The sequence below is a fragment of the Candidatus Zixiibacteriota bacterium genome (assembly GCA_022865345.1).
Taxonomy (GTDB): Bacteria; Zixibacteria; MSB-5A5; order MSB-5A5; family RBG-16-43-9; genus RBG-16-43-9.
The window spans coordinates 1-23,874 of the sequence record JALHSU010000192.1 but is presented as its reverse complement, the minus strand read 5'-3'; the positions used below and the strand labels follow the sequence as shown (position 1 = coordinate 23,874).

At 44.0% G+C, this 23,874-nt stretch carries 41 protein-coding genes; 27 read left to right on the top strand and 14 right to left on the bottom strand.

What is annotated here, in order from left to right:
- The 4 genes from MUP17_09570 to MUP17_09555 form a co-directional block, all read left to right on the top strand.
- On the top strand, positions 1 to 791 hold a 791-nt coding region (locus tag MUP17_09570; GenBank protein ID MCJ7459227.1), incomplete at its 5' end, for a hypothetical protein.
- Between the two features lie 159 nt (positions 792 to 950).
- Positions 951 to 1,160 carry a hypothetical protein gene (locus tag MUP17_09565; GenBank protein MCJ7459226.1) on the top strand — a complete coding sequence of 70 codons (210 nt, stop codon included), beginning with the start codon at positions 951 to 953 and terminating at the stop codon, positions 1,158 to 1,160.
- Positions 1,161 to 1,170: 10 nt separating this feature from the next.
- On the top strand, positions 1,171 to 1,365 hold the full coding sequence (locus MUP17_09560) for a hypothetical protein (GenBank protein MCJ7459225.1): 195 nt from the start codon (positions 1,171 to 1,173) through the stop codon (positions 1,363 to 1,365).
- 85 nt (positions 1,366 to 1,450) lie between these two features.
- The gene (locus MUP17_09555; GenBank protein MCJ7459224.1) at positions 1,451 to 1,894 is read left to right on the top strand and encodes a hypothetical protein; all 444 of its coding nucleotides are present in this window, start codon (positions 1,451 to 1,453) and stop codon (positions 1,892 to 1,894) included.
- A gap of 236 nt (positions 1,895 to 2,130) precedes the next feature.
- Here the strand turns inward: MUP17_09555 and MUP17_09550 are convergent, their stop codons facing one another.
- The 7 genes from MUP17_09550 to MUP17_09520 form a co-directional block, all read right to left on the bottom strand.
- Positions 2,131 to 2,757, bottom strand: coding sequence for a hypothetical protein (locus MUP17_09550; protein MCJ7459223.1), 627 nt, complete (start codon positions 2,755 to 2,757; stop codon positions 2,131 to 2,133).
- A gap of 314 nt (positions 2,758 to 3,071) precedes the next feature.
- Complete coding sequence (locus tag MUP17_09545) at positions 3,072 to 3,830, bottom strand: hypothetical protein (protein MCJ7459222.1); 759 nt, start codon at positions 3,828 to 3,830, stop codon at positions 3,072 to 3,074.
- The gene (locus tag MUP17_09540) at positions 3,827 to 4,768 is read right to left on the bottom strand and encodes a hypothetical protein (GenBank protein ID MCJ7459221.1); all 942 of its coding nucleotides are present in this window, start codon (positions 4,766 to 4,768) and stop codon (positions 3,827 to 3,829) included. The genes MUP17_09545 and MUP17_09540 overlap by 4 nt, the downstream gene beginning before the upstream one ends.
- Positions 4,740 to 5,267 (bottom strand): hypothetical protein, encoded by a 528-nt coding sequence (locus tag MUP17_09535; protein MCJ7459220.1) that lies wholly within the window; start codon positions 5,265 to 5,267, stop codon positions 4,740 to 4,742. Before MUP17_09535 ends, MUP17_09540 begins: the two co-directional genes overlap by 29 nt.
- On the bottom strand, positions 5,260 to 5,889 hold the full coding sequence (locus MUP17_09530; protein MCJ7459219.1) for a hypothetical protein: 630 nt from the start codon (positions 5,887 to 5,889) through the stop codon (positions 5,260 to 5,262). The genes MUP17_09535 and MUP17_09530 overlap by 8 nt, the downstream gene beginning before the upstream one ends.
- Positions 5,882 to 6,637 carry a hypothetical protein gene (locus MUP17_09525; protein ID MCJ7459218.1) on the bottom strand — a complete coding sequence of 252 codons (756 nt, stop codon included), beginning with the start codon at positions 6,635 to 6,637 and terminating at the stop codon, positions 5,882 to 5,884. Before MUP17_09525 ends, MUP17_09530 begins: the two co-directional genes overlap by 8 nt.
- Positions 6,637 to 6,783: a hypothetical protein gene (locus MUP17_09520; GenBank protein MCJ7459217.1), complete on the bottom strand. Its 147-nt coding sequence runs from the start codon at positions 6,781 to 6,783 to the stop codon at positions 6,637 to 6,639. The genes MUP17_09525 and MUP17_09520 overlap by 1 nt, the downstream gene beginning before the upstream one ends.
- A 191-nt stretch (positions 6,784 to 6,974) precedes the next feature.
- On the opposite strand from MUP17_09520, the gene MUP17_09515 reads away from it, so the two are divergent.
- From MUP17_09515 to MUP17_09430, 18 genes are all read left to right on the top strand, one after another.
- On the top strand, positions 6,975 to 7,184 hold the full coding sequence (locus MUP17_09515) for a hypothetical protein (GenBank protein MCJ7459216.1): 210 nt from the start codon (positions 6,975 to 6,977) through the stop codon (positions 7,182 to 7,184).
- A 233-nt stretch (positions 7,185 to 7,417) separates the two neighbouring features.
- A complete protein-coding gene (locus MUP17_09510) occupies positions 7,418 to 8,311 on the top strand; it encodes a hypothetical protein (protein MCJ7459215.1) in 894 nt (297 codons plus the stop codon).
- Between the two features lie 19 nt (positions 8,312 to 8,330).
- Positions 8,331 to 12,422 carry a hypothetical protein gene (locus MUP17_09505; GenBank protein MCJ7459214.1) on the top strand — a complete coding sequence of 1,364 codons (4,092 nt, stop codon included), beginning with the start codon at positions 8,331 to 8,333 and terminating at the stop codon, positions 12,420 to 12,422.
- 1 nt (position 12,423) lies between these two features.
- On the top strand, positions 12,424 to 12,954 hold the full coding sequence (locus MUP17_09500) for a hypothetical protein (GenBank protein MCJ7459213.1): 531 nt from the start codon (positions 12,424 to 12,426) through the stop codon (positions 12,952 to 12,954).
- Positions 12,924 to 13,922, top strand: coding sequence for a hypothetical protein (locus MUP17_09495; protein ID MCJ7459212.1), 999 nt, complete (start codon positions 12,924 to 12,926; stop codon positions 13,920 to 13,922). The genes MUP17_09500 and MUP17_09495 overlap by 31 nt, the downstream gene beginning before the upstream one ends.
- A complete protein-coding gene (locus tag MUP17_09490) occupies positions 13,922 to 14,113 on the top strand; it encodes a hypothetical protein (protein MCJ7459211.1) in 192 nt (63 codons plus the stop codon). Before MUP17_09495 ends, MUP17_09490 begins: the two co-directional genes overlap by 1 nt.
- Before the next feature lie 56 nt (positions 14,114 to 14,169).
- On the top strand, positions 14,170 to 14,319 hold the full coding sequence (locus MUP17_09485; protein ID MCJ7459210.1) for a hypothetical protein: 150 nt from the start codon (positions 14,170 to 14,172) through the stop codon (positions 14,317 to 14,319).
- A gap of 17 nt (positions 14,320 to 14,336) precedes the next feature.
- Positions 14,337 to 14,621: a hypothetical protein gene (locus MUP17_09480; GenBank protein ID MCJ7459209.1), complete on the top strand. Its 285-nt coding sequence runs from the start codon at positions 14,337 to 14,339 to the stop codon at positions 14,619 to 14,621.
- 38 nt (positions 14,622 to 14,659) lie between these two features.
- On the top strand, positions 14,660 to 15,007 hold the full coding sequence (locus MUP17_09475) for a hypothetical protein (protein MCJ7459208.1): 348 nt from the start codon (positions 14,660 to 14,662) through the stop codon (positions 15,005 to 15,007).
- Entirely contained in the window at positions 15,004 to 15,267 is a 264-nt protein-coding gene (locus tag MUP17_09470; protein MCJ7459207.1) for a hypothetical protein, read from the top strand. Before MUP17_09475 ends, MUP17_09470 begins: the two co-directional genes overlap by 4 nt.
- A gap of 52 nt (positions 15,268 to 15,319) precedes the next feature.
- Positions 15,320 to 15,646 carry a GtrA family protein gene (locus tag MUP17_09465; protein MCJ7459206.1) on the top strand — a complete coding sequence of 109 codons (327 nt, stop codon included), beginning with the start codon at positions 15,320 to 15,322 and terminating at the stop codon, positions 15,644 to 15,646.
- Between the two features lie 13 nt (positions 15,647 to 15,659).
- Positions 15,660 to 16,370 carry a glycosyltransferase gene (locus MUP17_09460; GenBank protein ID MCJ7459205.1) on the top strand — a complete coding sequence of 237 codons (711 nt, stop codon included), beginning with the start codon at positions 15,660 to 15,662 and terminating at the stop codon, positions 16,368 to 16,370.
- A gap of 2 nt (positions 16,371 to 16,372) precedes the next feature.
- Positions 16,373 to 17,017, top strand: coding sequence for a hypothetical protein (locus tag MUP17_09455; protein ID MCJ7459204.1), 645 nt, complete (start codon positions 16,373 to 16,375; stop codon positions 17,015 to 17,017).
- Positions 16,977 to 17,345, top strand: coding sequence for a hypothetical protein (locus MUP17_09450; protein ID MCJ7459203.1), 369 nt, complete (start codon positions 16,977 to 16,979; stop codon positions 17,343 to 17,345). The genes MUP17_09455 and MUP17_09450 overlap by 41 nt, the downstream gene beginning before the upstream one ends.
- The gene (locus MUP17_09445) at positions 17,342 to 17,614 is read left to right on the top strand and encodes a hypothetical protein (GenBank protein MCJ7459202.1); all 273 of its coding nucleotides are present in this window, start codon (positions 17,342 to 17,344) and stop codon (positions 17,612 to 17,614) included. Before MUP17_09450 ends, MUP17_09445 begins: the two co-directional genes overlap by 4 nt.
- A gap of 57 nt (positions 17,615 to 17,671) precedes the next feature.
- Positions 17,672 to 17,893, top strand: coding sequence for a hypothetical protein (locus MUP17_09440; GenBank protein ID MCJ7459201.1), 222 nt, complete (start codon positions 17,672 to 17,674; stop codon positions 17,891 to 17,893).
- Complete coding sequence (locus tag MUP17_09435) at positions 17,868 to 18,098, top strand: hypothetical protein (GenBank protein MCJ7459200.1); 231 nt, start codon at positions 17,868 to 17,870, stop codon at positions 18,096 to 18,098. Before MUP17_09440 ends, MUP17_09435 begins: the two co-directional genes overlap by 26 nt.
- An 825-nt stretch (positions 18,099 to 18,923) precedes the next feature.
- Positions 18,924 to 19,211, top strand: coding sequence for a hypothetical protein (locus MUP17_09430; protein ID MCJ7459199.1), 288 nt, complete (start codon positions 18,924 to 18,926; stop codon positions 19,209 to 19,211).
- A gap of 566 nt (positions 19,212 to 19,777) precedes the next feature.
- On the opposite strand, the gene MUP17_09425 is transcribed toward MUP17_09430, so the two are convergent.
- The 7 genes from MUP17_09425 to MUP17_09395 form a co-directional block, all read right to left on the bottom strand.
- On the bottom strand, positions 19,778 to 19,969 hold the full coding sequence (locus MUP17_09425; protein MCJ7459198.1) for a hypothetical protein: 192 nt from the start codon (positions 19,967 to 19,969) through the stop codon (positions 19,778 to 19,780).
- Positions 19,966 to 20,232 carry a hypothetical protein gene (locus MUP17_09420; GenBank protein MCJ7459197.1) on the bottom strand — a complete coding sequence of 89 codons (267 nt, stop codon included), beginning with the start codon at positions 20,230 to 20,232 and terminating at the stop codon, positions 19,966 to 19,968. The genes MUP17_09425 and MUP17_09420 overlap by 4 nt, the downstream gene beginning before the upstream one ends.
- Positions 20,229 to 20,939 (bottom strand): hypothetical protein, encoded by a 711-nt coding sequence (locus MUP17_09415; GenBank protein ID MCJ7459196.1) that lies wholly within the window; start codon positions 20,937 to 20,939, stop codon positions 20,229 to 20,231. Before MUP17_09415 ends, MUP17_09420 begins: the two co-directional genes overlap by 4 nt.
- Complete coding sequence (locus MUP17_09410; GenBank protein MCJ7459195.1) at positions 20,932 to 21,120, bottom strand: hypothetical protein; 189 nt, start codon at positions 21,118 to 21,120, stop codon at positions 20,932 to 20,934. The genes MUP17_09415 and MUP17_09410 overlap by 8 nt, the downstream gene beginning before the upstream one ends.
- On the bottom strand, positions 21,117 to 21,299 hold the full coding sequence (locus MUP17_09405) for a ribbon-helix-helix domain-containing protein (protein MCJ7459194.1): 183 nt from the start codon (positions 21,297 to 21,299) through the stop codon (positions 21,117 to 21,119). Before MUP17_09405 ends, MUP17_09410 begins: the two co-directional genes overlap by 4 nt.
- A gap of 97 nt (positions 21,300 to 21,396) precedes the next feature.
- Positions 21,397 to 21,615, bottom strand: coding sequence for a hypothetical protein (locus MUP17_09400; protein ID MCJ7459193.1), 219 nt, complete (start codon positions 21,613 to 21,615; stop codon positions 21,397 to 21,399).
- Positions 21,616 to 21,774, bottom strand: a complete 159-nt coding sequence (locus tag MUP17_09395) for a hypothetical protein (GenBank protein ID MCJ7459192.1) — start codon at positions 21,772 to 21,774, stop codon at positions 21,616 to 21,618.
- A gap of 263 nt (positions 21,775 to 22,037) precedes the next feature.
- Here MUP17_09395 and MUP17_09390 point away from each other — a divergent pair, with 263 nt between their 5' ends.
- The 5 genes from MUP17_09390 to MUP17_09370 all read left to right on the top strand — a co-directional run.
- Entirely contained in the window at positions 22,038 to 22,583 is a 546-nt protein-coding gene (locus tag MUP17_09390) for a hypothetical protein (protein ID MCJ7459191.1), read from the top strand.
- A gap of 33 nt (positions 22,584 to 22,616) precedes the next feature.
- A complete protein-coding gene (locus MUP17_09385) occupies positions 22,617 to 22,907 on the top strand; it encodes an HNH endonuclease (GenBank protein MCJ7459190.1) in 291 nt (96 codons plus the stop codon).
- Between the two features lie 83 nt (positions 22,908 to 22,990).
- Complete coding sequence (locus MUP17_09380; protein MCJ7459189.1) at positions 22,991 to 23,167, top strand: hypothetical protein; 177 nt, start codon at positions 22,991 to 22,993, stop codon at positions 23,165 to 23,167.
- Positions 23,168 to 23,302: 135 nt separating this feature from the next.
- Complete coding sequence (locus MUP17_09375; protein MCJ7459188.1) at positions 23,303 to 23,584, top strand: hypothetical protein; 282 nt, start codon at positions 23,303 to 23,305, stop codon at positions 23,582 to 23,584.
- A 103-nt stretch (positions 23,585 to 23,687) separates the two neighbouring features.
- Positions 23,688 to 23,874: hypothetical protein (locus tag MUP17_09370; GenBank protein MCJ7459187.1), on the top strand; the 187-nt coding region annotated here is incomplete at its 3' end.

The following is a 23,874-nucleotide window of genomic DNA, read 5'->3' as shown; positions in this document are numbered from 1 at the left end:
ATTGGAGTAAAAAAACCGTAAACCATGAAGAACTATTAACAGAAATCAAAATCGAAGATGTCAAACTAAACGAAAGAGACTTTGTACGCATAGAAATTACTCCAAAAGACCAAGACCAAATCACACGAAATCCAGATGATTGGATTTTCAATGTTGATGAAGAAAGAACATTACCCGACTGGTATGAAATGAACATTATCAAATGTCAAAAGGCTTGTTGGAAGGCTTGGGAAGAAAGCATACTTGTAAATCTCGTAATGGGAGAAGAAGAAATCAAGGTTTCTGATGATAGATTCCTTTTCGCAAATGGAAAAGCCAAAATCGTAGCCTCTGACTCTGTGAGCATCAAAGCCTATGGCTCTGTGAGCATCGTAGCCTATGACTCTGTGAGCATCGTAGCCTATGACTCTGTGAGCATCGTAGCCTCTGACTCTGTGAGCATCGAAGCCTATGACTCTGTGAGCATCGAAGCCTATGACTCTGTGAGCATCGAAGCCTATGACTCTGTGAGCATCAAAGCCTATGACTCTGTGAGCATCGAAGCCTATGGCTCTGTGAGCATCGTAGCCTATGGCTCTGTGAGCATCGTAGCCTATGGCTCTGTGAGCATCGAAGCCTCTGACTCTGTGAGCATCAAAGCCTATGACTCTGTGAGCATCAAAGCCTATGACTACTGGAAAGGAAAAGCATTCTTGAATTCGGTAACTGCCTCATTGGTATGGAAACAGAAAATCTATGTTAAGACAGAAGCAGTAATCGTGAAAACTGACGAAGTCAAGACAGAAACTTGAGAGAAAGGAAAAGCAATGAGTAGCTGTGTGATGCCTGGGCAGCCCTGTGGATGCAGAGCATGTTTGAGTGAGGAGGATCCTCGGGCAGAGATCTGGAAAGAGGTTTTTGGCTGCCTAGAGTTTCCTTTAAAGAATCCTCTTTCTCACATGGGAAACGCTGTGGGAGAGCCTAGAGCTGCATTTCTTATGGGAGATTGGGAGGCTCTGAGCCAGGATGAGCAGGAACAGATGATCCAGGCAATGAAAAGGAAATTTGGAGTGGATGAACAGGTTTTCAGGGCTCAGGTTAGAGTTTTTGGGTATGTTCCCATTAAGGATGAGAACATAACTGTGATCGTGTGTGAGAAACACACTCTGGCAATGCAGTGAGGGATCATTCTTGAGAAACATAAAGTATTTCCATATTCTCTGCGATGGTAAAACTCTGAGGGAGCTGGATGAAACTAGATATCTAGTGCTGCTTAAAGATCTGAGGCTCCAGCTGGGCTGGATAGATGAGGACACTTTCTTTATCATGAAGGGCACAGTTTCAAAAGAGATGCTGTTCAGGATCCTGAAAATGGGATGCTGGTAAATTTTGGGCACAGCAATTGGAACATATTTTGCTAATAAGGCTCTGATTCAGAATTTTGAAAGGCTCATTGAGGCTATGAAAAAGAATGGCAGAGATGGATGACGCCTTTAAGATTGGGCTCATTATAATTTTGATCTGTTTTGCCAGTGCCCTGGCTCTCTGGGATCCCAGGAGCCTCCTGGATGGAGGGAGCTCTCCCATCAAACCCAAAAATGTGGGAGATGTTCTGATAGGCCTGAATGTGAGCTCTCTGGATTGGGGAGTGCTGAGCCCTGGGCAATCTAAAAGCCTGGAAGTGTTAGTTAATAACACTGGCCAGCTGGATGCTGTCTTAAGCATTAAGACACAGAATTGGCAGCCTCTGGAGGCTGAGCAGTTTCTAAAACTCACATGGGATCAGGAGGGCTCAGTGATCGGGCCCGGCAAAAGTGTGGCTGCCAGTGTGAGCCTGAAAGTTTCTCCCTGGATCCAGAACATCATTGATTTCAATTTTGAGATTATGATCAATGCTGAGGAATTTCTGGGATGAGTGAAAACAAAAAACTGATCTGGATTGAAAGATCTCAAATAATAGGCTGCGATCACTGAGGCACCCACTAGAATAAGAAAGATCAACAGGGCTGCTCCATAATCATTTTTTCCCCAGGGCATCTGAAATCACTTTTCTCCAGAGCCCTTTCTGTTCTCTGAGTTAATTTGGTTTGCCATTTGCAGGGCCCTCACATCTTTTGCACTGTTTGGGTGGGTTATTTGTTAAAAGATGCCTCACTCTTTCTGTGATCTAACCTCTGAGATCTTGTGGATCCCAGCCTGAGTTTTCAAACCGTATCCCTCAATTGTGGAATCCCTCTTTATTCCTGTCCAGGATTTGATCTCATCTGTGGTGATCTGCCTGGCATCTTTCAGCGCTCTCAGCTCAGTGATTACACTCCATCTGAGATGATGTGGAGATTTTCTGGGGAAAACTCTCTTGATTATTCTCCAGGCAGTGGCTGGGCTGAATCTCCAAACCTTTTTTCCAGCTCTGGTTTTCATCCATTGGCTCAGAACAAGATCCATGCCCAGCCAGCTGAGTGGCAGCTCAATCTCTCCTCCCCTGGCTCCATGTTTTTTGGCTGGGATCTTCACATACAGAGAGCTGCCCTCCCTGTGCATGTCCTCCTTTCTGATTTCCAGGGCCTCAGTTTTTCTGGATCCAATCGCGGAAGTGATCACCAGATAGCTTTTGTGTGCCAGGGCATCAGTGAATCTGCCATGCTCCAGTGCAGCCTGGAGATCTGCTTTTGTGATGGGCTCATCTGGCTTTCCAAACTGATACTTGTGGAGATATCTCTTTCTGCCCAGGGAATCTCTGAGCATTTCGGGCTCTGTGGTTTGGATCTTGTTTCTCATGGTCCATCAGATCTTTCCAGCGCAAAAAAGGGCTGCACAATTATTATTAGTAATTGTGCAATCTCCATATATGTTCTCTCTCTTTCTGTGCCGCGCGATCGATTTCGAGAGGCACTAATAATGTATAGTATACATAAAGCGGATAGAGATAAAACCGATAGTGCTCAAATACATGGAAACGCAATGGGAGAGGGCATCCTGAGCTCTGTTGGCAGCTGTGAGCCACTCCCCTGGGCTGGTTCTCGTTGTGTATGCGATGGCTCAGCTGGAGAGGCTCAGGGGGGCACTCAGGTGCTCCAGGCTTTCCAGGAGGGTTAAGATTCTTCAAATAATTGGGGGTTTGCTGCTTCTATGTTTCCTTTTATCTGATAGGCTTTCCAGGAGCAGATGATGATGCCCTGGAGCCTCAGGAACATTCTCAGTTTTGCCACATCCAGTTTCCCAGTCTTTTCATTAACCAGTTGCTGAACGCGTGGCATCAGGATCTTTTCAATCTGCTCCTCTGTGAGTTTATACTGTTCTGGCTTTTTGTTAATTGGGTTCTTGTTTGCGCGCGCGCATTGGACAGCCCTTATTTTTGGCAGTTTCCTTTCCAGCCATAACACTCTTTCAGTGAGTGCCTCAATCTCCCATCTGAAAGCAAACTGCTCCTGGCCTGGCTTTCTCTCATTGTTTTGAATCATTTTTCTCCAGTTACAGTTTCGGCAGAGTAGCTGATACTTTTCTTTTGATTCCTCTGGATTCTCAGTGATCTCCCAATATATGCTGGTTGTCTTTTTCCTCTTTTTTCCAACAGGTTCGATATGGTCAATACATAGGACCATTGGATCTTTTTCTCCACAGTCTTGGCATTGGTTTCCCAGAATCAAAAAAGCCTTAATCCTCCCAATCTCATTATATTGCTTATGATAACCTGGCCTGTTTCTCGATTTTTCTTTTCTTATACTTTGGGCTGCATCTTGATGTTCTGGCGAACAGAATTTTTTATCAGGTCTTGTTTGCTCGAAGTCTTTTCCACAGTATTCGCATTTAGCCCTGGGGTTTCCTGTATCTGTTTTTAATGGATAAGTCATTCTTCCTCAAACCTTTCAGGATGAGCTGCCTCAATCAATCCCTTAATATTGTAACCCTTCCAAATACTCAGATGAACTTTGAATTCATCTCTGAGGAAATATCTCATTTTGGAAACATCTAGTTTTCCCTTTGAATTTAACAATTTATCTATGTTGTTCCAAACCATTGTTTCCAGTTGGGAATCAGTGAGATCTGCACTCTCTTTCTGCTGTGCCTGATCTTTTGCCTGTTCATATCTGATCACCTGTGTGGATCTCTTTTTCCTTTCATATTGCGCGCGGAATATCTGGCAGCTCTCAATCTTCTTACATCCCAGGCAGCTGTCTTTATAGCAGAGATGGGAATCAAACTGATGATAGAACAATTCACACATAAACTCTCGATAGATTTTATCTGTGGCCTGGCTGGGGCTCATCCTATAAACATAGGCATGGCCTCTCCCCAGCACATGGATCTGAAACTGAATAAGATAGGACCTGATTGTTTTATCCAGGAGGCTCATGTTTATGATGGGGATGAACAGGGGATGGATCAGGAACCTCTGGCTCTCCAGGGTATGCACTAGCACTTTCTGGATGTCCTGAAACCAATCTCTCTTTCCCATTGCATAAGAGGGTTCATCAAAAATCACTACTTTTCCCATTTTGAGCCTGAGCAGCAGTTCCATATAATCTGAATGAGTGAAAACTATCTGCTCCAGTTTCAATCTCTGTTTCCATTCTCCAGAGCTGGATTGATAGATCCCCTCAAAAACTCTGGCAATGTCTATGGCTTGATAGCTCTTTCCAATGCCTGGCTCCCCTGTTAAACAGATGTTCGTGCAGAGTTTCTGATTGGTCCTCCATCTGATGTGATCCTGAAAAATAGGTCTAACAGCCAGCTCCCCTGAAACCAGGGTTTGAAAGCCATTATAATTCATCAGCTGGAGCTTCCCCACTGGGGGATCCCTCCTCTGCCGGGCCTGGATCCTGGGAGTGATATGGCAGCCCTGTCATAATCTCTTTTGGCTGGATCTTAAGGAGCATGTGCTTTCTCATCAGCAGATTGAAAACTGCATGATACATATCAAAATAATTGATCTGCCTGATCTCCTGGTGTGTGGGAATCTTCTTTCTTCTGCAATACTCTACTGATGCTTTTACTCCACAAAATTGAGGTCGAACATCAATAAAGACAGATTGAGTGCATGTTGTGAGGTCCTTAAGAAACTCTGGATCTCTCAGCTCATCTGGAATCATCGCCACTAGAGCCAGCATTGCCTCTCTGAGCTCATCAGCTGAAAACTTGATATCTTTAATGGTTTTGTTGATGTTAAGAAACGTGTAAAGGAGGAGTATGTTAGTGGGCAGCCTATCTCTCATGGTGAGTTTTGCTTCTGGAAACATCTCCATGAGATCAGCTGGAGCCAGATCTTTCAGGTTAATATCATCACTCATCTACTTGTTTCCCCTCAGCTGCTGCTTTCTCTTTCCAGTTTCGATCCCAGATGTTCCTGGCAATAGGATTGGGTTTCTCAGCTTTATCCATCACCTGGATGCCTGATGTGTTTGCCATCGCCTGGAGAATGTGCCTCCTCCCCAAGCCTCCTATGCCCTGGGATCCTGTGAGCCACCATTCAGTAATATGTCCCCAGTATCTTACTCCATCATAGACATTCCTATATGAAAAATGAGAGAGAGCAGCCAGAGTGCCATCAGTGAGCACAGCCATCTTTCTCTCATCAATCCTCATCTGAGCTTTAATCTCTGGAGATGTGCCCAGCTGCTCAGCCAGGGCTTTTGCCACAATCACTGAGCCCTCCTCCTTAGTGGATGAGGGAGGCTGAGGTCTTATGTTTGGCATTGGAAAACTGGATCCCTCCTCTTTCTGCACAGATGCCTTTTCATCTGAATCTTTTGGAAGAGTTTCAGCTGGAACAGGAGCTGAGTTCTCTGCTGGAGTGGGCTCCATCTTATTCTCCAGTGCGGATGCTTTTGCTTTCTTATTTTGCTTAGTGATATATTCCCTGGCTATTTTCTGGTTTTCCACTATCTGATCAGGATCGGGCATTTCACTCATGCAGAGCTCCCCTGATTAGAGCCAGCATAAACTGGGCTGTTTCTGGAGTGGGAGCTGGAGTATATGTGGGCATCTTAATGATTCCAATCATCACCAGGAGCAGAGCAATCCCAAACCCTGTGCCTCCAGCCAGGAAAACATTGATGAAAAATCCTTTCATCTGAGATCCATGCTCCTCCCAGAATGTTTTTGATGCCCTTCTATCCTCCTCCTGTTTGATGTCCTCTTCACTGATGGATCTCATTCCCTCTGGAGTGAGTGGAGCCTCATCCAGATCCACAGTAACCTGGATTCTGGATTCATCCATCATTTTCAGCTGCCTCTCTGGGAGTGTGTTAAAGAAATCCTCTCCCCAAATTGATTTGAGAGCATCTCCCAGGGATCCCAGCTTTTCCCATCTGCCTGATTTGATCTTCCAGGTGTATGCTGTGCCCTCGATCCCCAGATATCTGGTGATGGGTTTCTTTAAGAATCTGCCCACAATGCCAGTGAATCCAGGATGGAGTTTGAAAAATCTCTGAATGGGCATCCCCTTAATTTTCTTGCATTGGAGAGAAACAGAAGTTTCCTCATCAATGCTGAGATCAACAAATCTGTGATCTCCTGGAATGAATTTGATCACCTGATTTCCCAGCCAGGGGCGCAAGAACAATCCAATGAGCAGCCCAATCATAATGAACATGCCAGTGAAAACCCATGTGAGGGGCTGTGAGAAATAGTTTAAGAAGATATCCAGGATGCCAGCCATCAGGGTTCCTCCTGTAACTTGTTTAACATCACATCTTTCAGTATCTGCATCTCCTTTTCAGAGCCCTGTATTTTGATTGTGAGCTCATATTTCTCAGAATCATGGGCAAAAAATCTCCTGAAAAGAGTCATACCCCTTAATTTCAAAAATTCTCCTCCTATCTACTGATCATCAGCTCATCTATGTGGGAGGATGCTGCATATAAAATTTTAAATACTTACTCTAATAAGATAGAGCTGAGGGGGTTTGGAGCCATCTTGAGAAATTACATCCCATGTGATTTTGATTTTTGGAATCCAAATCAGGCTCCCTCTCTGTATCTGGGGAGGTCTTGACGATGGTTAAGGGTGCATCAGGTGCGGGCACTATCATGGGCATCATTCGCACTCCACTGGGCATCATAGTGCTTTTCATAATCATGCTGGTCCTCTCTGGGCTGAGTATCGCCTCAGCAATTTCTGGAGAGCTGACAGCTGCTGCTGTTTCGAGTGCTGGCCTTCTGGTTGTGATCGTGCTCCTGGTTGTGATCAATGTTCTTGGAAAGTAGCATCTTTCCAGGATACACTGCGTAGCCCCAGATCAGATTTTTTGCTGGCTGGGGAGCTCTTTCCTTTTTTTGTTAGTGATTGGGAGGATTGATTTGATGCCAGGAAAAGGATGCCAGAAACATAAAGGACCGCGTGGAGGCACTTATGTGATGGTCCGTAAGAAAGGAGGAGGCACTAGGAGAGAATATCTCTGAGCAGATTTCAGAAATTCAGCGCTGATCCTTTTGGATATGTGGATCAACTGAGCCTTTCCCTGAGGGGATTCAACTTTAACATTTTCCAGAAATATCACAGGATCCAACACACTGCTTTTGTGGGAGCAATCGTGTGCCTGGCTGCCTGGATTGTTTTTGGTTTTGATTCTACTCCTCTCCAGTTTATTCATGCAGCTTATGAGGGGCTGGTTCCTCTGGCTGATGGTGTGGGTTCCTGGCAGAATGTTATCCAGATCTATCATTCTTATTATGGAAAGGAGATGCACTGGAGTGCTTTTGTGATCTATTTCCTTTTGTTCTGGGGATTGAGCAAATCCTGGGAGAAAGCTGCCATTATCAAATCTAAAAACCTGGTGTTCAGTTTTGCTGCCATGTTTCTGGCAATCGGGATTTTTGAGTGGTTCTGGATCCTGAGTTTCAGCTATTTTCAGAATCAGCCCTGGGTTTCCACATGGAGATTTCCCCAGATGAAAATTCTCCTCCAGAATACTGCTTTCACATTGGCTGGAGGGCTCACATGCCTCTACATGCTCACTGAAAGATGGCATTGGAATGGAAAGATTCAGGGAGAGAGGGCTTATTATTTCCAGGCCCGGCACTGGGTTCTCTGGCTGTTTGTGGGGCTCAGCATTGCCTCAGCATTGTTCTGGATCTATTATCCAGGGCCTGTGCAGCTGCTCACTGTCCAGCTGGAGAATGGCCAGATCTGGCAGAGCTCCAGGCTTTTCCCCCAAACCCTATACACTATTGATATGAATCCTGGGGATGGAATCAATGCTGGAGTATGGTTCTGGATCCAGGATGATCTGATCCATGCTGTGAACACTGGAGTAAAAGCAATCTGGGCAGCCACAGTTTTTCTCCTGTTTAGAGCTGTGCCAGAAAACAGAAATAGAGAAAGAGCCTATTAGTGGAGGAGCTGGCTGAAACATGAAATTGAAAGCATCTCTCCTGATCTGCATTTTTCTAACGTCTTTTCTGGCAGTTTTCTCTGGATTTGATCCCTCAGTGCAAGCTGCTCAATATTGGAGTGATGGATTTGAATCTGGCAATCATAATGCATGGACAAGCGAAACAGGAGTAGTTATAGTATCCACAGATCTTCCCTATACAGGTTTATATGGAGCATCAGTGAACACAGAATCAGGCAACATGCCAGCCTATCTATCCAAGACTCACTCATACACAGAATTATATTTTTGTTGCCGATACTATTTTGATGTTCTAGATCTTCCAAGCGAAACATGGCCATCGTTATCTCGTTTTCGCATTATGAGCATTGAGGTTGATGGAGTTAATGGCATTTCATTACTGGTTGGCAGAGGATCACCAACTAATTATTGGAAAGTTCAATATGGTGATTATGAGTTTTCTGATTATATCGGAACACTGCCTCCAGCTGCTGGCAATTGGTATGGCATAGAGCTTCATTGGAACAATACAGGAGGAACGCAAAAAACATGGGAAGTTTGGATTAATGGAACAAATATCTTCAGCTTAACAGGCACAGATACATACTCTAGCATCACGACAAATGTGCAACTAGGAGCATGGGATTATGATGGAGTTAATACTCCCTGGATCATATCAGACTTTGATGATGCAGTAACTGGAAATGCCTATTTGGGCTGCCCTCCTGTGGGTGGGCCCACGCCAGATACAGATCCTCCCACATACGAAACTGATTTTGACTATTCCACAAACATTGTGGGAGAATCGTGCAATTTCAGCGTCACTATTAATGATAATGTTAATGTGTCTGGATATTTGCTGTCTGTAATGAACAACACTAGCAACATATGGTACAATACTACTTGGACTGATTGCGCAGATGCCTCATTAGTATGGGCATCTGCATTGTTCACATTGCCAGCTGAGGACACATTAATAGTGAAATACAAATTTTTTGCTAACGACACAACAAACAACTGGTCAGGGAGCACTATGCAAGAAACACTGCCTATTAGAACCACATATGGATCATTGCCTGATTCTAGTGCCATGCCAGCTAATAATCCTCCAGGAACCAGAAGGGTTGTTTCTGTGACATCAGGTTCCACAACAGCAGTATTAACATTTGACAGTGGTTTAAACGGCTTCTTTTCGTATATTCCACTCACGCAAATGACATACACTGGTGTTTGGGATGGATTCCTCCCAAGCAATGAGGGTACTTTACATGCAAAAGGATCATCAGTGTATGTAGCATGCTGGCATGGTTATAATAATTTCACGCATCCATATCAGAATTTTGCAGAAATAATGCGTTACACATTTGTTCCTCCATTCACATTATCATACAGAGGATCGTTCAACATAATATCAAATGACACAAGATTCGTGCTGTATGAAACTAAAACTATTGTCTATAATAGCTATTGGCTCTCAGAGTTTCCAGGAGCTCCAATTATCTATGGATACTACTCGTTTGCATTTGCAACAGCTATAAATGGCCATACAACAGTAGCTGTTAAGTGTAATGGTGATTTTTCATATGAATTGACTCGGGTTCTACTGTATGATCTTAGTGACGATTCTTATATTATGACACAATTGGGAGCCTCGTCAGTTATTGGAGCTACTCCCATAGCTCTTGCAGCTGATCCATATTATATTGATGGATACGTCTTTTGCTTCTCATACAGAGCAACGCAACTTGTGAAGTATAGACGCTGGACAGGCACAGACTGGCATGAGTTTATCCCCAGTATTGAGGAAAAAAATATGGGCACAACTAATGATCATGCATGGTCTATAACGTACAGTGCTTCTGCAAACAGAACGTATTTTGCTGGATCATCAGTGGGTATATATCATTTAGCAAATGGTGATAATTATTTCTCATCAGACAGCGTAGCGGTTTATGGAACAGCTGTTTGTATAGGAGCCACAAGATCCCAGGTAATAGTGCTGCAAACAGAAGATATCGTCACTACCTCATGTGTAGTGCAAACAGCCTGGCCATCATTATCATCATGGAACTATGTTGATCTTTTTCATGTCAATAACACTGCTGGTGTGATGTGTCCAGCAATATCTACTGGCACAGCAAAATTGCCATTTGCATTAATTAGAGCTACGAATAGTTACAACATAACATTGGCTGAATTTGGCTCAGATTATTTGAGCCCTTATATGAGTGCTATTGATGGGGAGAACATAGATGGAAATGGCCTCTGGGTTTTCACTGATTGGAAATACTATACTTTCAGAATAAATGTGCCCAATCAGGATGAGGAAATTTTCAGCAATCTTACTGATGTGGGGATCAGATTCAATGTGAGCACATCTCAGGAGGAGATCATGTGTGATTTCTATGCAAACAATACAGAGAGGAATGGAACCTGGAGCACTTATGGGGATGATGAGTGGATCTGGAGCTTTAACAGCTCATTGAGCTCAGAGCTGGCAACCAGGTTTGGGCAGCCAGTGAAACTCCAGGAGGGCACTGTTTCCTATGACAGCACATATAATGAAACTGATATTACTTTCCAGATCTGGTTTGACAAGCAATGCCTCGATATTTATAATCCTTTAAATCCAGTGGCGATCTATGCTCTCTGCAACTGGGCAAGCTATTCTCTGAGCTGGTTTGATTCAGATCAAACTTTTCTCGTCTATTCAAAAGGAGGATTCTCAAAAGATTTCAACACAACAAATTATGCTTATGCAAATGCCCTGGCTGGAGAGGAATGGTGTTCCCTCTATGCCTATAATGGAACAACAGTTTCAAACACAATCTGGTTCAGAGATCTCCAGCACATCAAGCTGCTGCCACAAGTGGATTTTCTGGCTGGCAGATCTGTTTTCTACATCACCACTTATATCGAGTATTCCACTGGACAGGGAGAGTGGCTGCCCGGCTGGAAAAACATCATAGCTGTTTCCTATGTGAGCTATACTGCTATTTTTGCCAGTAATGTGTGGATCAACATGACATCAGCCTGGTTCCAGGGATCTGGCACTCCAGGCAGTTATGATTGGGTAAAAACGGATAACATATATATGTTCTATCATGGCAGTGTGGGCACTGCTGGGAATCCTGGCAGATGGAGTTTCTGGATTGATATGTGGTTCAATAACATTAATGCCAGCAGCACAGGAGGGGGCAGAGTCAATGCTTTTGAGTTTCCAATGAACGATAATGCAGATCTCTGGATGAGATGGCTGGCAAACAATTGGGGAGTGAAAGATAATGTGGATTGGACATCAAACTACATGGGAGATCTGAAAGATACTGATGGAAACATTATGAATTGCCAGAAAATCAAGATGGTTAGAGTGAAAATGGAGCTGGAGGTTACTCAGGCTGAGGCTATACAGCTGGCTATCATCCACAATTTCCCAGTTTTGGATTACACTCACAGCCCAGAGCTCCCTCTTGTGGGGATCCAAACTCCTGTTTTTGATGAAACCAAGATGCCCAATGTGGGGCAAACTGGGCTCCTGGGAGCTGTGTTCAGCATGTTCTCTGGAATTGGACAGTGGCTTTCTGAAAACGTGATATTTGGAGGGCTCAATCTCTGGAGCAATTTTGTGGCTTTCCTGGACACAATAGCTGCCTGGCTGGGAGCTCCCAAATTCTTTTCCAATCTGTTCAAGTGGATTGCTGATGGGTTTGGCTATATGGTGAGCTCTGCCACTTTTATGTTCCAGCTGCTCAGTGCCTTTTTCACAATGCTGGGCAGTCTCCTAGCCTCTTTTGTTTCTGTTCTGAGTGAATTTGTGCTCAGCATCATTGCCACTCTGGGATATTTGGTGAATTTCCTGGGAGGAGTGGGCACTGGAGCTGGAGATCTCTGGACACAATTCAACATTTGGGGCTGGCTCCAAGTTGCTCTGATCTTTTATCCCCTCTATCTGATCCTTCTGTGGGAGGAGAGAGGGCTGGATCCTGTGATCGCTCAGCTCACTATGATCTGGGGGATTGCTGCCTGGCTGTTTGGCTTTTTCATCCAGATCATCCAGGCAATGATAGGTATCATGCACACATTGATTGAGAGTATTCCAGTGGCTGAATAACATGAATGAAAAAACAAGAATCAGAAAAAGATGGATCTCGATTCCAGGAGTGATCCTGATCCTTACTCTAGTGTTTGCCATCATCTCCAGTGATAAGATGCCATTCATCAGGCTGGCTTTTGGCGCCCCTGATTCCTATGGCAATGATATCTATGTGGTTGATATCCAGGAATACTCAGGCACTGCCTGGCAATGGGTTTATAATTTCACTGCCACTGGCCAGAACACCAGAGTGCATGATGGCTGGCAAATCGGATTCTATGTGGTTGTGAAACTCAATTACACTCTAGCCACTAATGCAGCTGGAGCTGAGCTCTATACCAGAGTGAACATGACATTAACGAACATGACAGACAGCAAAATCGTCACTGGCTGGAACAATGTGGTTCTCAATAACACTGGCACTCCCTGGAATGATGGCACAGCTCCCACAAATTTCTGGTATTGCCCCAAACAGGGAAACTGGACATCAGAATTACCCATAGCGGATATGATCTATAATTGCACATTCGCCTATCAGCCAAAGTTCTAATCCTGATCTTGGCCTCTGTTCTCTCACTGATTTTGATTCCACAGGTTAGAGCAACCACAACAGAATCAGACTATGTAAATTATTTTTCTGCAACTATCGCAAATTGGAATACTCACACAGGAACGACACCATATCTACAACAAGCAGCAGGAAACGAAATTGGAGCTTATACGGATCATTCAGTAGATGCCTATTACGGTTTTGCCGATACTTCAGTGTCGAGCTTTAGCACTATCACAAGCATTAAACTGAAAGGGCAGGTCCAAACAAACAATGATATGCATAATGTGGCCTGTTTATTGTATGGATCAAGTGGTGGAGCATGGAGTCTGACAGCTAACTTTTATGGTGATGGAACAACAACCTGGATTCCCAATGAAAGCGTAGATTTGAAAGCAACAATAAACAGTTTGGCAAGAATCAATGAGTGCAGAATGAACCTGACCAAACATAATGTTGGAACAGGAACATTAACTTTTAAACAGGTTTTCCTAGAGATCATTTATTCCACAGGAGCAGAGTGGAGATCTCCTATCGTCTGGACTCTGTGGACATATCGAAATTGGAGTTCTCCTCTCGTCTGGGCTGACTTCTTTCAGAGAGCATGGCAGAATCCCAATGTTTGGGGCTGCTGGTTCTATCGTAACTGGAGCACTGCCATCACCTGGAATGGATGGTTTTACAGAAACTGGAGCACAGCAATCTCCTGGGAGGATTATTTCTATCGCAATTGGAGCATTGAAATTAGCTGGAGTGATTTCTTTTATAGGAATTGGAGCTCCCCAATCACCTGGCTGGATGATCTGATCCTCACGATCATCATTGTTCCAGGCTGGCAGCCTCCTATCGTTTGGCAGTTTAAGATAGGTGTCAATCCCAATGAGCTGGCTCAGGCAGCAGTGATAGGGCTTATATTCATTCCGATCCTATTAATTCTCTTGGCTGTGATCCTGAGGAGAAAGAGATAATGGATGATGCTGCTGCCATCGTAACTATTGGTATATGCCTTTTTGCTTTTCTCCTGGTTCTTCTGGGGCTGGGGGAATTCTATGGAGGACAATGGCAGCTCATTGCTCAGGGCGTTGCCACATTTATGCTCCTGATCGTGGCTTTCGCTTTTGGAGCTTTTGTTCTTGTGAGGCTGATAAATAAGAAATGAGCAGCAATGCAAAACCTGGCATGATCATTCTGGTGTGTGGGCTCCTGGGGCTCATCATGGCTGCCATTGAACAAGTGGCTTATGATAATGAGTGGGTTCTAACTGTCTATCTCACAGATGCCTCTCAGCTCCCTGGCTTTCAAATCATCACCATTGTGTTTTTCCTATTGATAGGAGCAGTAATAGCAGCTCTCACATCCAGATAGTGATGGGGAGATGAATATTGAAAGATTGGGATCAGCCCTGGAAAAAGAAAGAGCCTGGAAGGAGACTCAGTGATAAAGCGCGCGCGCTCCAGGAGAAATCTGAACAGGAAAGGACAGCCATGAGCCAGAAAGCCACTCAGCTGGTTAAGATCATTTTTCATAAAAAGCTCTGGGGATTGCCAAACCAATTCAGGGGAGTAGCCTTACAGTTTTCTCAGCCTCTGAGAATGGAGGAAATCAGGGAAAGGATGCACAGTGCCTTTCCTGAGCTCTCAGTGCAATGGGAGGAGGACCATACATAGGGATCCTCAATCAGTTTGTGAGAGGGCTTAAGCGTGATATGTCCAGGACCTGGACCTATCTGGCCAATCTTTTGCATCATGGGAAAAAGAGGAGGAGAAGGAGGGATCCTGATGAGATCCCCAGGTCCTGGAGGCGCCAGGATCTCCAGGATGCCGGACCTGGAAAGGGCAGATCAGTGATCATTAAACATAAGAAAAGGATCCCTGGGCTCTTGTGGTTCAAAAGGATCCTGGCTGGCTTTCTGCTTTTGATCAATTTCACTTTCAGCCAGTTTATGCTGGGCAGCCTGGGAGCTCCAGCTCAGCCCATGTTCATCCTGTTCTTGGCTAACAGTTTCATTCTTTTGGATTATCTCTGGAAAACCAGGAGAGGAGCTCAACAATGAATAAGAGGATCCTGGCTTTTCCCATTGCTCTCATTGCTTTCTGCATTGGATGGATCATTGTATTTCTGGGAGAGAGTGAGATCCTGGCTGCTGCCTGGGCAAATCTGAAACAGGGCCTATATTCCATTTTTCTTGTGGCAGCCATGCCTTTCTCATTTATTCTGTTTTTCTACATTCTGGGAGATTGCATGAGATGGGATAAGAAATCTGTGATATTTGAGATGAAAAAAGATGAGAAAAAAGAAAGCAGTAATCCATGAGAGTGATTTCCTCACCAAAAACATCAGCAGCCTCCTCAGGAGGATCCCACAAGTGGGAGAGCAGCTGGCTGGATTCTATCTGTGGAAACACATGCTCTGGAATTTTATACTGATTGGCGCCAGTGGAACAATCCTCAATTATGCACTCTATGAATGGGCTTTCCGCGCGCTGTTTCTATATCTCTGGGGAGGAACATTCATTGCCTGGGTGATTGCCACTTTCCTAGTGGCTTTCTGGAATTACTATCTGAATAAGAGATGGAGCCTGAAACCTGATGCTCAGATCCTGAAAATGAAAAAGGCTGAGCTGTTAGATCTGAAAGCAAAAGTGGAGATGCTCCTCTCTGGAAAGTTTGATAGAAAGGGAAAGAGGATCTGAGATCTCTGTGAGTGTGCCCTGTTTGAATGAGGAGAAACATATCCCAGGTTTCCTCAGCTCTCTGGTTTCCCAGAGCCCTGGAGTGGAGCTCATTGTGATTGATGGAGGATCCACAGATCGCTCCAGAGATCTTATAGATAGCTTCAGAGATATACTGAAGATCACTGGATTGATTGATGAAACTAGAAACCTGGGATATCTGAGAAACAGAGGAGCCAGGGCTGCTAGAGGAAAGATCCTTCTTTTTACCAATGCTGATGCAGTGCTGCCTCAGGGTTTCCTAGCTCGGATGAGCCAGGAGTTTCAGGATCCCACTGTGGCTGCTGTTTCAGGCAGAACAATTCCCCTGAATGGAGGAGTTATCTGCTCAGCTGCCTATGCTGCTTTTGATCTTCTGAGATGGATGGCTGCCAGGATTGGCCAATTTTCTCCATCAGGCAATTTCCTGGCTGTTCATGCGCGCGTGTTTTGGGCTGTGGGAGGTTTTCATAAGCTGAGAGTGAATGAGGATGGGGAGCTGGGGATCAGGCTCAGCCAGTATGCCCGAGAGAGAGAAGTGAAACTGAAATTCATCTGGGGGCTCTCGGCTGCCCACTATTCTGAACGATTCCAAAAGGGCGCCCTGCAAACTCTGATGTTTTATTCCTATGTGTTTGGGAATTTCCATCCATTGCTGAGGAGGATCCTGAGCCCATTGGAAAAGAAAAGTGCTAGGGAGTTTTAATCATGCTCAGTGATCTATTGATTATGGCCAGCATCTGGTTTCCTCTGTTCTCGATCCTGATCATGCTGGTAAAATGGAACAAATATGAAAGAATGAACAGAAAACTGATGTTCCTGGGCATTGAGCTGATCATTATTGGAGCTGCTGATATTGTTGCTTCTATGGATTTGCCCAAAATAGCCAGCTTTCTATGGATCTATCTGCTTTTTGGAGGATTGTACGCTGCTATGCTGCTGAAAAGAACAGGGAGGCTGGAGCTCTCTTTCTGTTTTCCAGCTGCTGCCTTAATGGTGTTTGTGGCTGCTGATCTCTGGGAGCTGCCTGTTTTCGTTTATGGCCATCTCCACATTTTCAATCCAGTTTTCCAGCTGTGGGCTGGCCAGTGGTTTGATCAGATCCACAGGTTTTATGCCCTGGGAGTTTTGGCAGCGCTGCTGATTCTCATCAAGTGGAAACCCACTGTGAAAAGTTGCGCTTTTATGTTTGATGCCATTATAGCTCCTTTCATTGTGCTGGCAGTGAGCCCCTTTCCTTTCTGGCCAGATCTGGCTAGGATCAGCACTCTGGTTCTGTTTGGATGTGCAATCATTCTGGGAGTAGAGAAATATGAGAAAGATGAGAAAAATCATTCTGAGCTTGGTGTTTGAGGCAGCTCTCCTGGGAGCAGCTGCTCTATTATTGATCCAGAGCTATGGAAATCTAGGATCTATCCCTGAGGAGGACCTGGTATCCTATTGTTTCTGGCTGATGCTGGCTTTTACTGGTATGATCATTGTGGGGAATATCAATCTGTTTTATATAACAGAAGCTCCAAAAAAGAGAGCCCAGGAGCCTCCTCCAATGATCCACAAAAAACAGAAAACGCGCGCGCGCTCAAGTTCTCATGTGAAATCCACAAAACCAATGAATGGGGAGGCTCCCCCAAAAGAAAAAGAGGAGAGCCCAAAAGTGTGGAGAGAGGAGGAGTTTGAATGATGCCTGAAAATCTTTTCTTGGTGAAATTTGTGAAAGTAGAAATCAGGCAGCCCTATTTTGATCCCCATCCTGAAAAGAGCACAACAGATAATCATGCCTGGAGAGTGGGATTGTTTGTTCATCTCACTGATCAGAAAGGAAACCAGCTGATCTGGATGCCCAAATGGAGCGAGATTGAGGAGATCCTGAAAGGGAAAGTGGATGTGGAGCAGCAGAATAAGGACCTGTGCAAAAAGAATCTGGCAGATTTTATGGGAGGTCCTGAATGAGCTGCTGGACATGTCTTTTGTATATCCTGGCGCTAAAAAGGAGGGAAAGATCCAGGCGTGATCACTGTGAAATTCAAAAATGAGGCTGAGCTCAGGGCTTTAAATCCTGAACAGCTAGAAATCAGGCTCAGGAATGTGAGCACAACACTGGCTCAAGTCAGAAAGATGAAAATAGTGGGAGTGGGAAATCCCAGGATTGAACATGCGCTAAAAAGGGAAAAGAAATCAATCTTGAAAATTCAGGAGGAAAATCATGGGAAAAGAAAAAACCTGTTCTAAATGCAGCCAGGAGTTTCAGGATTCTAAGAAAGAGAAAGCTGAGAGGTTTGCTGTTATGAGAATGTTGGGGCTGATCAAACTGGCTGGGCTAGATGAGATCAAGAAAGAAACGGAAAGCTATTGTTATAAATGCTGGAAAACCAGGATGAGATCCGTTATGAAACCTTTTGCAGAATCATTGGGAGCAGCTGCTGGAGATTGGTGAAAGCCATTGAGCTCATATCCATGCCAGAGATTCTGAAAGCATTTTGAGAAAGACAAAACATAGAACATTCCTCTAGGCTCATGTTCCATAGGGCTATTTATCTCCCTTTCCAGGAAACCAGAGCTGTGATTCACATGGGAGGAGCTGGCTGGATCAGGAAAGAGAAAACGCATCCATCAGAAAGAAAAGTGGGGCAGCCTAGAGTGATGTATTGTAAGATAAAATTCAGCATCAAAAGAGCCCAGGAGCTGCTCTATAATCACCAAAATGATGTTTTCTGTAAGGATATTCAGCTCAAGAGATCTGAAAGCAAAAGATCCATGTGGCTCATAACTTGTGGCTGCCCTGATGAGCACTGCAATCAGCAAACAGTGTATAAGAGAAAAATGATGCTCGGATCCCCAAATAGGATGTGATTTCAATGGAAATCGGGCTTATTATTTTCCTCATTCTTTTCTTTCTCAGCTGCATCGGAATCTGGGCTCTGATAATTTTCTATCCAGCCTATCCAGAGATCAACTGAATTTTTGATAGAACAATCCTCTATCATAATTTAAATACTGAAAACTATTCCATAGTTAAGTGCTGATTGCACAGTAGAGAAGGAAGGATGGTTTTTTTCTTCCCCATCTTTCTTCCTTTCTCCCAAACAATAGAAAAGGAGGTAAGAACAGTGAGAAAGATAAACCTGGCAATTCTGGGAACCAGCTTATTCATTACGATATGTGAGTATATCTGGTTTGCAGAGATCTGGTTCATGCGATAGGCATGAGCCTGATGTTCCCACTTTCTCCCCTTTCTCTATCCACATTGGAGATGAAAACTATGGATTGGAATGATCTGCTAATAACTTTTACTGTTCTCGGCACTGTATTCCTGTATCCATTTGTCATGTTGTGGCTCTGCCTCTTGCTGCTGCCTTCTCCCTGGAGTGCTATCATGTTTCTTGTGCTGCATGCTCCCTGGCCTATCTTTTGGTATTACAGGAGGATAATGTTTGATAGAAACGCTCTGGAGGCCAAACAGCATCCAGGCACATCAACAGATTTCAATGAAGCTATGGCTAGTTACATCAGTTTGGTGAAAAAGGAGAAATCTGAATCATCAGAGTGAACATCTGGGTTCATTTCTGTAAGAAATACCAGAGGATCCTCACATCACAGGAGATCAGTGATCATAAATGCTTCTTGAAAGGAAAGAGAAAGAACAGGCCATGCCACTTGATGCAGAAGCTCCCTGGAACCAGAAAGAAATAAAGGAAAGATGAGCAGCTGCTGGCCTGATAGGATTGGGATTCATCTTGAATAGACAGTTAAGGCGAAAGATTCTTTCTCGTAACATTGACACTCTGAGCTTATTCTTTTGTCGTGAGCCTATTTCTGGCTATGCTTTACAAGCTAAAATTGAGGATGCTTTCCATGTTCACATAGGATCGGGATTGATTTATAACTCATTAATGCGTCTTGAAAGTGATGAATTGCTTTCTCATAATCTCGTTATCGGGAAATGTAGAACAAGGCAAACACGCGTTTATAGTGTTACCGAGTTTATAGTGTTACCGAGAAAGGCCAAGCCGATTTTGTGGAGAGCATTCAAACATTGCGTTTTCTATGTCTTTTTTCAAGAGAAAAGATTAAGAAAAAGGTTTGAGATGAAATTTAGAGAGTGGCCTCAGTGCCTCAGCAGTTTGCTCGTTCTTTTTCTGTTGGTCTATCATCACATACTGCCTGTTTTCTTGCCAGGGCTCTCTTGATTTCCCAGTTAAAAACAGGGCAGAGCTCCTCTGAATTGTTATAGTTTGGGCAGTGAGAGTATTTGGTTGCTCGGGGCTTGAATTTCTCTCTTTTACTCTTATCTTCACTCGGGATCATGCTATCGCCTCCTGATGTTTTTGGATCTCCTCCATGATCTCTAATCTAGCTCGATATTTCCAATGCTCTATGGGTTTCATTTTGGGATTCTCCAGGGGCATTGCCCAGATCCAGAGCTTATCCTGGGTTTCAAACCTGATCCAGAATCTGACCTTATTATATCTCAGGATCCTATGCTTGAAATCCAGCATGATACCATCATAAGGGGCAATCTTATCCACTGCCCACAATCTATGTTTTGAGGCATAGGGAGTGGGGCTCATTCCTCATCCTCCTCCCTGAGATATTTTTCTAGTCTATCGCCTTTTGCTTTTGCATTTTTATGTCGTTTACGATTTTCAGGAGAATCCTCTAGGAATACTGGACTAATACCTTTCTTTTCTAGACTGAGAATTTGATCATTGCTCAATTGCCCTTTCCAGCACACCAACTCCACTCTGCTGGGCTTGAAACCGTAGAAGATGGCTGGGATTGTTTCTGGTTCTTTCATGTGGAGGCCATTGTCTTTCAGCAGTGCCAGGCACACATTTGGAGTTTTCAGATGTGCTAGGAAAATCCATGTTTCTCCTAGCTTGAGATAGCTGGGGATCTCGGGGATCCTTTTGCTCACTCCCATGCTGAGAGCCTCTTTTATGAAAGTGCTGGGAGTGTAGCTCTTTTGCCCCACAAACATGAGGCCATAGGATCCTTTTGGATCTGGATGGCATGTGGGGCAATCTTTCCAGCAGCCACAGATTTCTCCAGCTGCTCCTCTGGCTTTCAGTTTCAGATGAAGATTCTGTTCTGCCTGGATGATGTATGCTGGCTTGAGCAGCTGGAGCTTTCTGTTGAATGGAGGCTTAAAGCCACAGCAATCACATTCCTGGAGCTCTAGGGGCAGCCCATCACAATTGAGATGCTGGCCTGGATCTGAAACCAGATAGAGGCCTCCTATTTTTCTCCAGCCACAACCACGTTTAGCTTCACTCATTGATTTCCCTCCTCAAATCCATGAGTATCTGGATTGGATCTGCATAGTATTCGACTCTGTGCTTTTCGCATAATGTGTCTATCCAGAAAAGCCCAAAAGGAGAGCTTTTTTTCAGCACACAGCCACATTCAAGCCTGGCAAAAGTTGAGAGTGATCGCCATTTGTTTGTCTTACTCATCATTTGGAGCTCATCTCTTTCAGGCTTTTCTCATATTCATCATAGTGCTTGATGAGCTCTAGAATGGCCTTTCTCACAAAATCAGATCTATCCTTGAAAACTCCTGGCCTTTTCCGAACCAGGATATCCATTGCTGAGATTTCCTCTCTAGGGATCCTCACTGCTATTTTTGGAGTTTTCATTTCTGGATCCTCCCTCTCAAAATCCTCTTTATTCCGATAGCCAGCAAAAACAGAGCAACTATTCCCAGGTTAATCAGCAGCCCAATAAAAACTTCGTTCATTGTGTTTCCCTATCCATATAGAATTTTATGGTTTCTCTGAGAGCAAAATCACTCTTGAGCATGGCCTTCATAAGCCGATATCTGATCTGCACTTTCTTGTTTGGATGCACAATGAAACGGCCTTCTAGGGCATCCTTAACTAATTGGTGGTTTCCTTCAGCCATCTTAATTATTAATTCGAGCTTCATAGCTCGATTTGCTTGTTTGGTTTCCATTTACATTCCTCCTCTTTTGGTTTCTATTAGAGAGCACAGATGATGGGCTCTTTTCTGCCAGTTTGTTATACGTTGATAGAGTTTCCATGAATCATTCCATCTAACCCAGAAAATCACTGTGCCTATTGCTGCCAGAATCGTTATGATGATTTGCTCCATCTTTCTATGCCCCATGTGATGGTATCATCTGTGTCGGACACCAGATATAAACGTGTCGGACAATGTGTAGAACAGAAATACAGCAAATCTATGGTCAAATGAGGACTGTTATCAAAAATAAGGAAGGAAAATATGCTTGTTCGACAAAAGGAGCCCAGCTTCTTGAGTTCTTTAGAAGTTTAGAGTAAACAGAAGAAATTTTGGACAAAAAAGACAATTAAGGAAAACCAGAGAATAAGAAAGCCACTCCTGGAGGGCTCAGTTTGGGATTGGAATCTGAGATCATCTATCCTGATGAGGAGTGCCCTGAAAAAGTTACCATCAGAGTGCTGCCTGAAAAGCTCCAGGTGTATCCTCGATTCAAACACCTGGTTACTAAAAAGCTGGGCTCTGATGTTTGTTTTGTAACAACATCTCTCTGGGAGGCTTTCCTGATTGGCATGGATCAGCTCCCTCCCCAGAATGAGCAGCTGGAGATCAAGTTTCTGAGGCAGAATGTTCAGATAAACATTGGCTGCCAAATCACTTATCAGCCCAAAAAAGCCAGGAGATCTCCAGCTACTCCTGGAGTTTCCCAGGAGCCCATCATTGAGATCAGAAAGAACCATCTGCTCCCTCTCCTCCTGGATGAATGGAAAACATTGAATGAGGCCTCAAAAAAATACTGGAGAGGAATCCTGATTGAGGATGGCATTATTGAGAGCCCCCCCTCTGTTTCCACTCCAGCAGCCCAACAGAGCAATACTGCTCCAGTGAAACCTGATGAGTGGCAGATCCAGGAGGCTCTGGAAAGATCAAAAACGGAATAAAGGCTTTATTTCGGAAAGTGAGCAGCCTTTATCATGGAGAGAAAGCGTAAAAGATTATCCAGAAAAAGAAAACTGGCAATTCTGGAAAAACAAAACCTGAAATGCAAAAAATGTGGGAGAAAAATCACTCTTTCTGCTTATAGATTGAGGGATTGGAAAATTCTTCTAGGGCATTATCCAGATAAAACCATTCCATCCAGAGCCAGATTTCATCATTTGAAACCTTTTGCCCAGGGAGGCTCTGATCAGGAAACCAATTTTGTGGCTCTATGTGGATTATGCCACAGCTCTGCTCATGGTTACTACAAAAGTTTTAAAAATTAACCATGTTTTAATATGACAATTGCTGGCAAGAGTGTCGGAGGAGTGTCGGAGTGGGAGCTGGAGGGGAGGAGGGCTGCTGGGTTTTGAGTGATGAAAAACGGTTGTTTCGTGTCGAGTTGAGAACGTGGCCAGCTAGGGAGATTTCTCTTTTGGTTTTTGGTTTCAATGAGGAAGATGCTGAGAAGGAAGGATGGAATTTTATTAAGATTCATGGCTGGAGAGCAAAAATCGGGAAGATTGAGCTGCTTCTTATGACTTGATATAGGCTGCTAGGGCTCAGATTCCTCATTCAATGTGATGCTTTTTGATACTGTTTGGATCTTCCTGAGTAGAGTGTTTGTGGAAAAGCTATTATAGCTCCATAGGATACAGTTTCTGCATACTGAGGTATTTGTGTGAATGAGTGGTGGGAATTTGAGAAATCTGATATAGAATTTCTCCAGGATGTGGCTAAAATGGAGCTCAGCATGGCTGCTCAAAAGTGGATAGAACAGATGGGATGGAAACCTGAAAAGGCTGAGGCCAATGCTAGAGCCTGGCTGCATAGGATCAGGAGGAGAGTTACCAGATGCCGAAATTATGTGAATAAGATCCTGGCTCTCCAGAAGCAATCTCCCAGGATCAGAAAGCTCACAACTTCTGGGCAGCTGGAAAATGAGGAGGATGAACAGGAATGAGCTATTATCTGAATGTTATAGAATTGGAACCTAGAACTTTCTTCCATAAATATATTTATTCCAGATAAACCAACCTAGCTAAACAACTGGAGACTTGAACAACTTGTGCAAATATTTCAGTTGTGTAATAACCAAGGATTTGAAGGTTCATTGGAGTAAAAAAACCGTAAACCATGAAGAACTATTAACAGAAATCAAAATCGAAGATGTCAAACTAAACGAAAGAGACTTTGTACGCATAGAAATTACTCCAAAAGACCAAGACCAAATCACACGAAATCCAGATGATT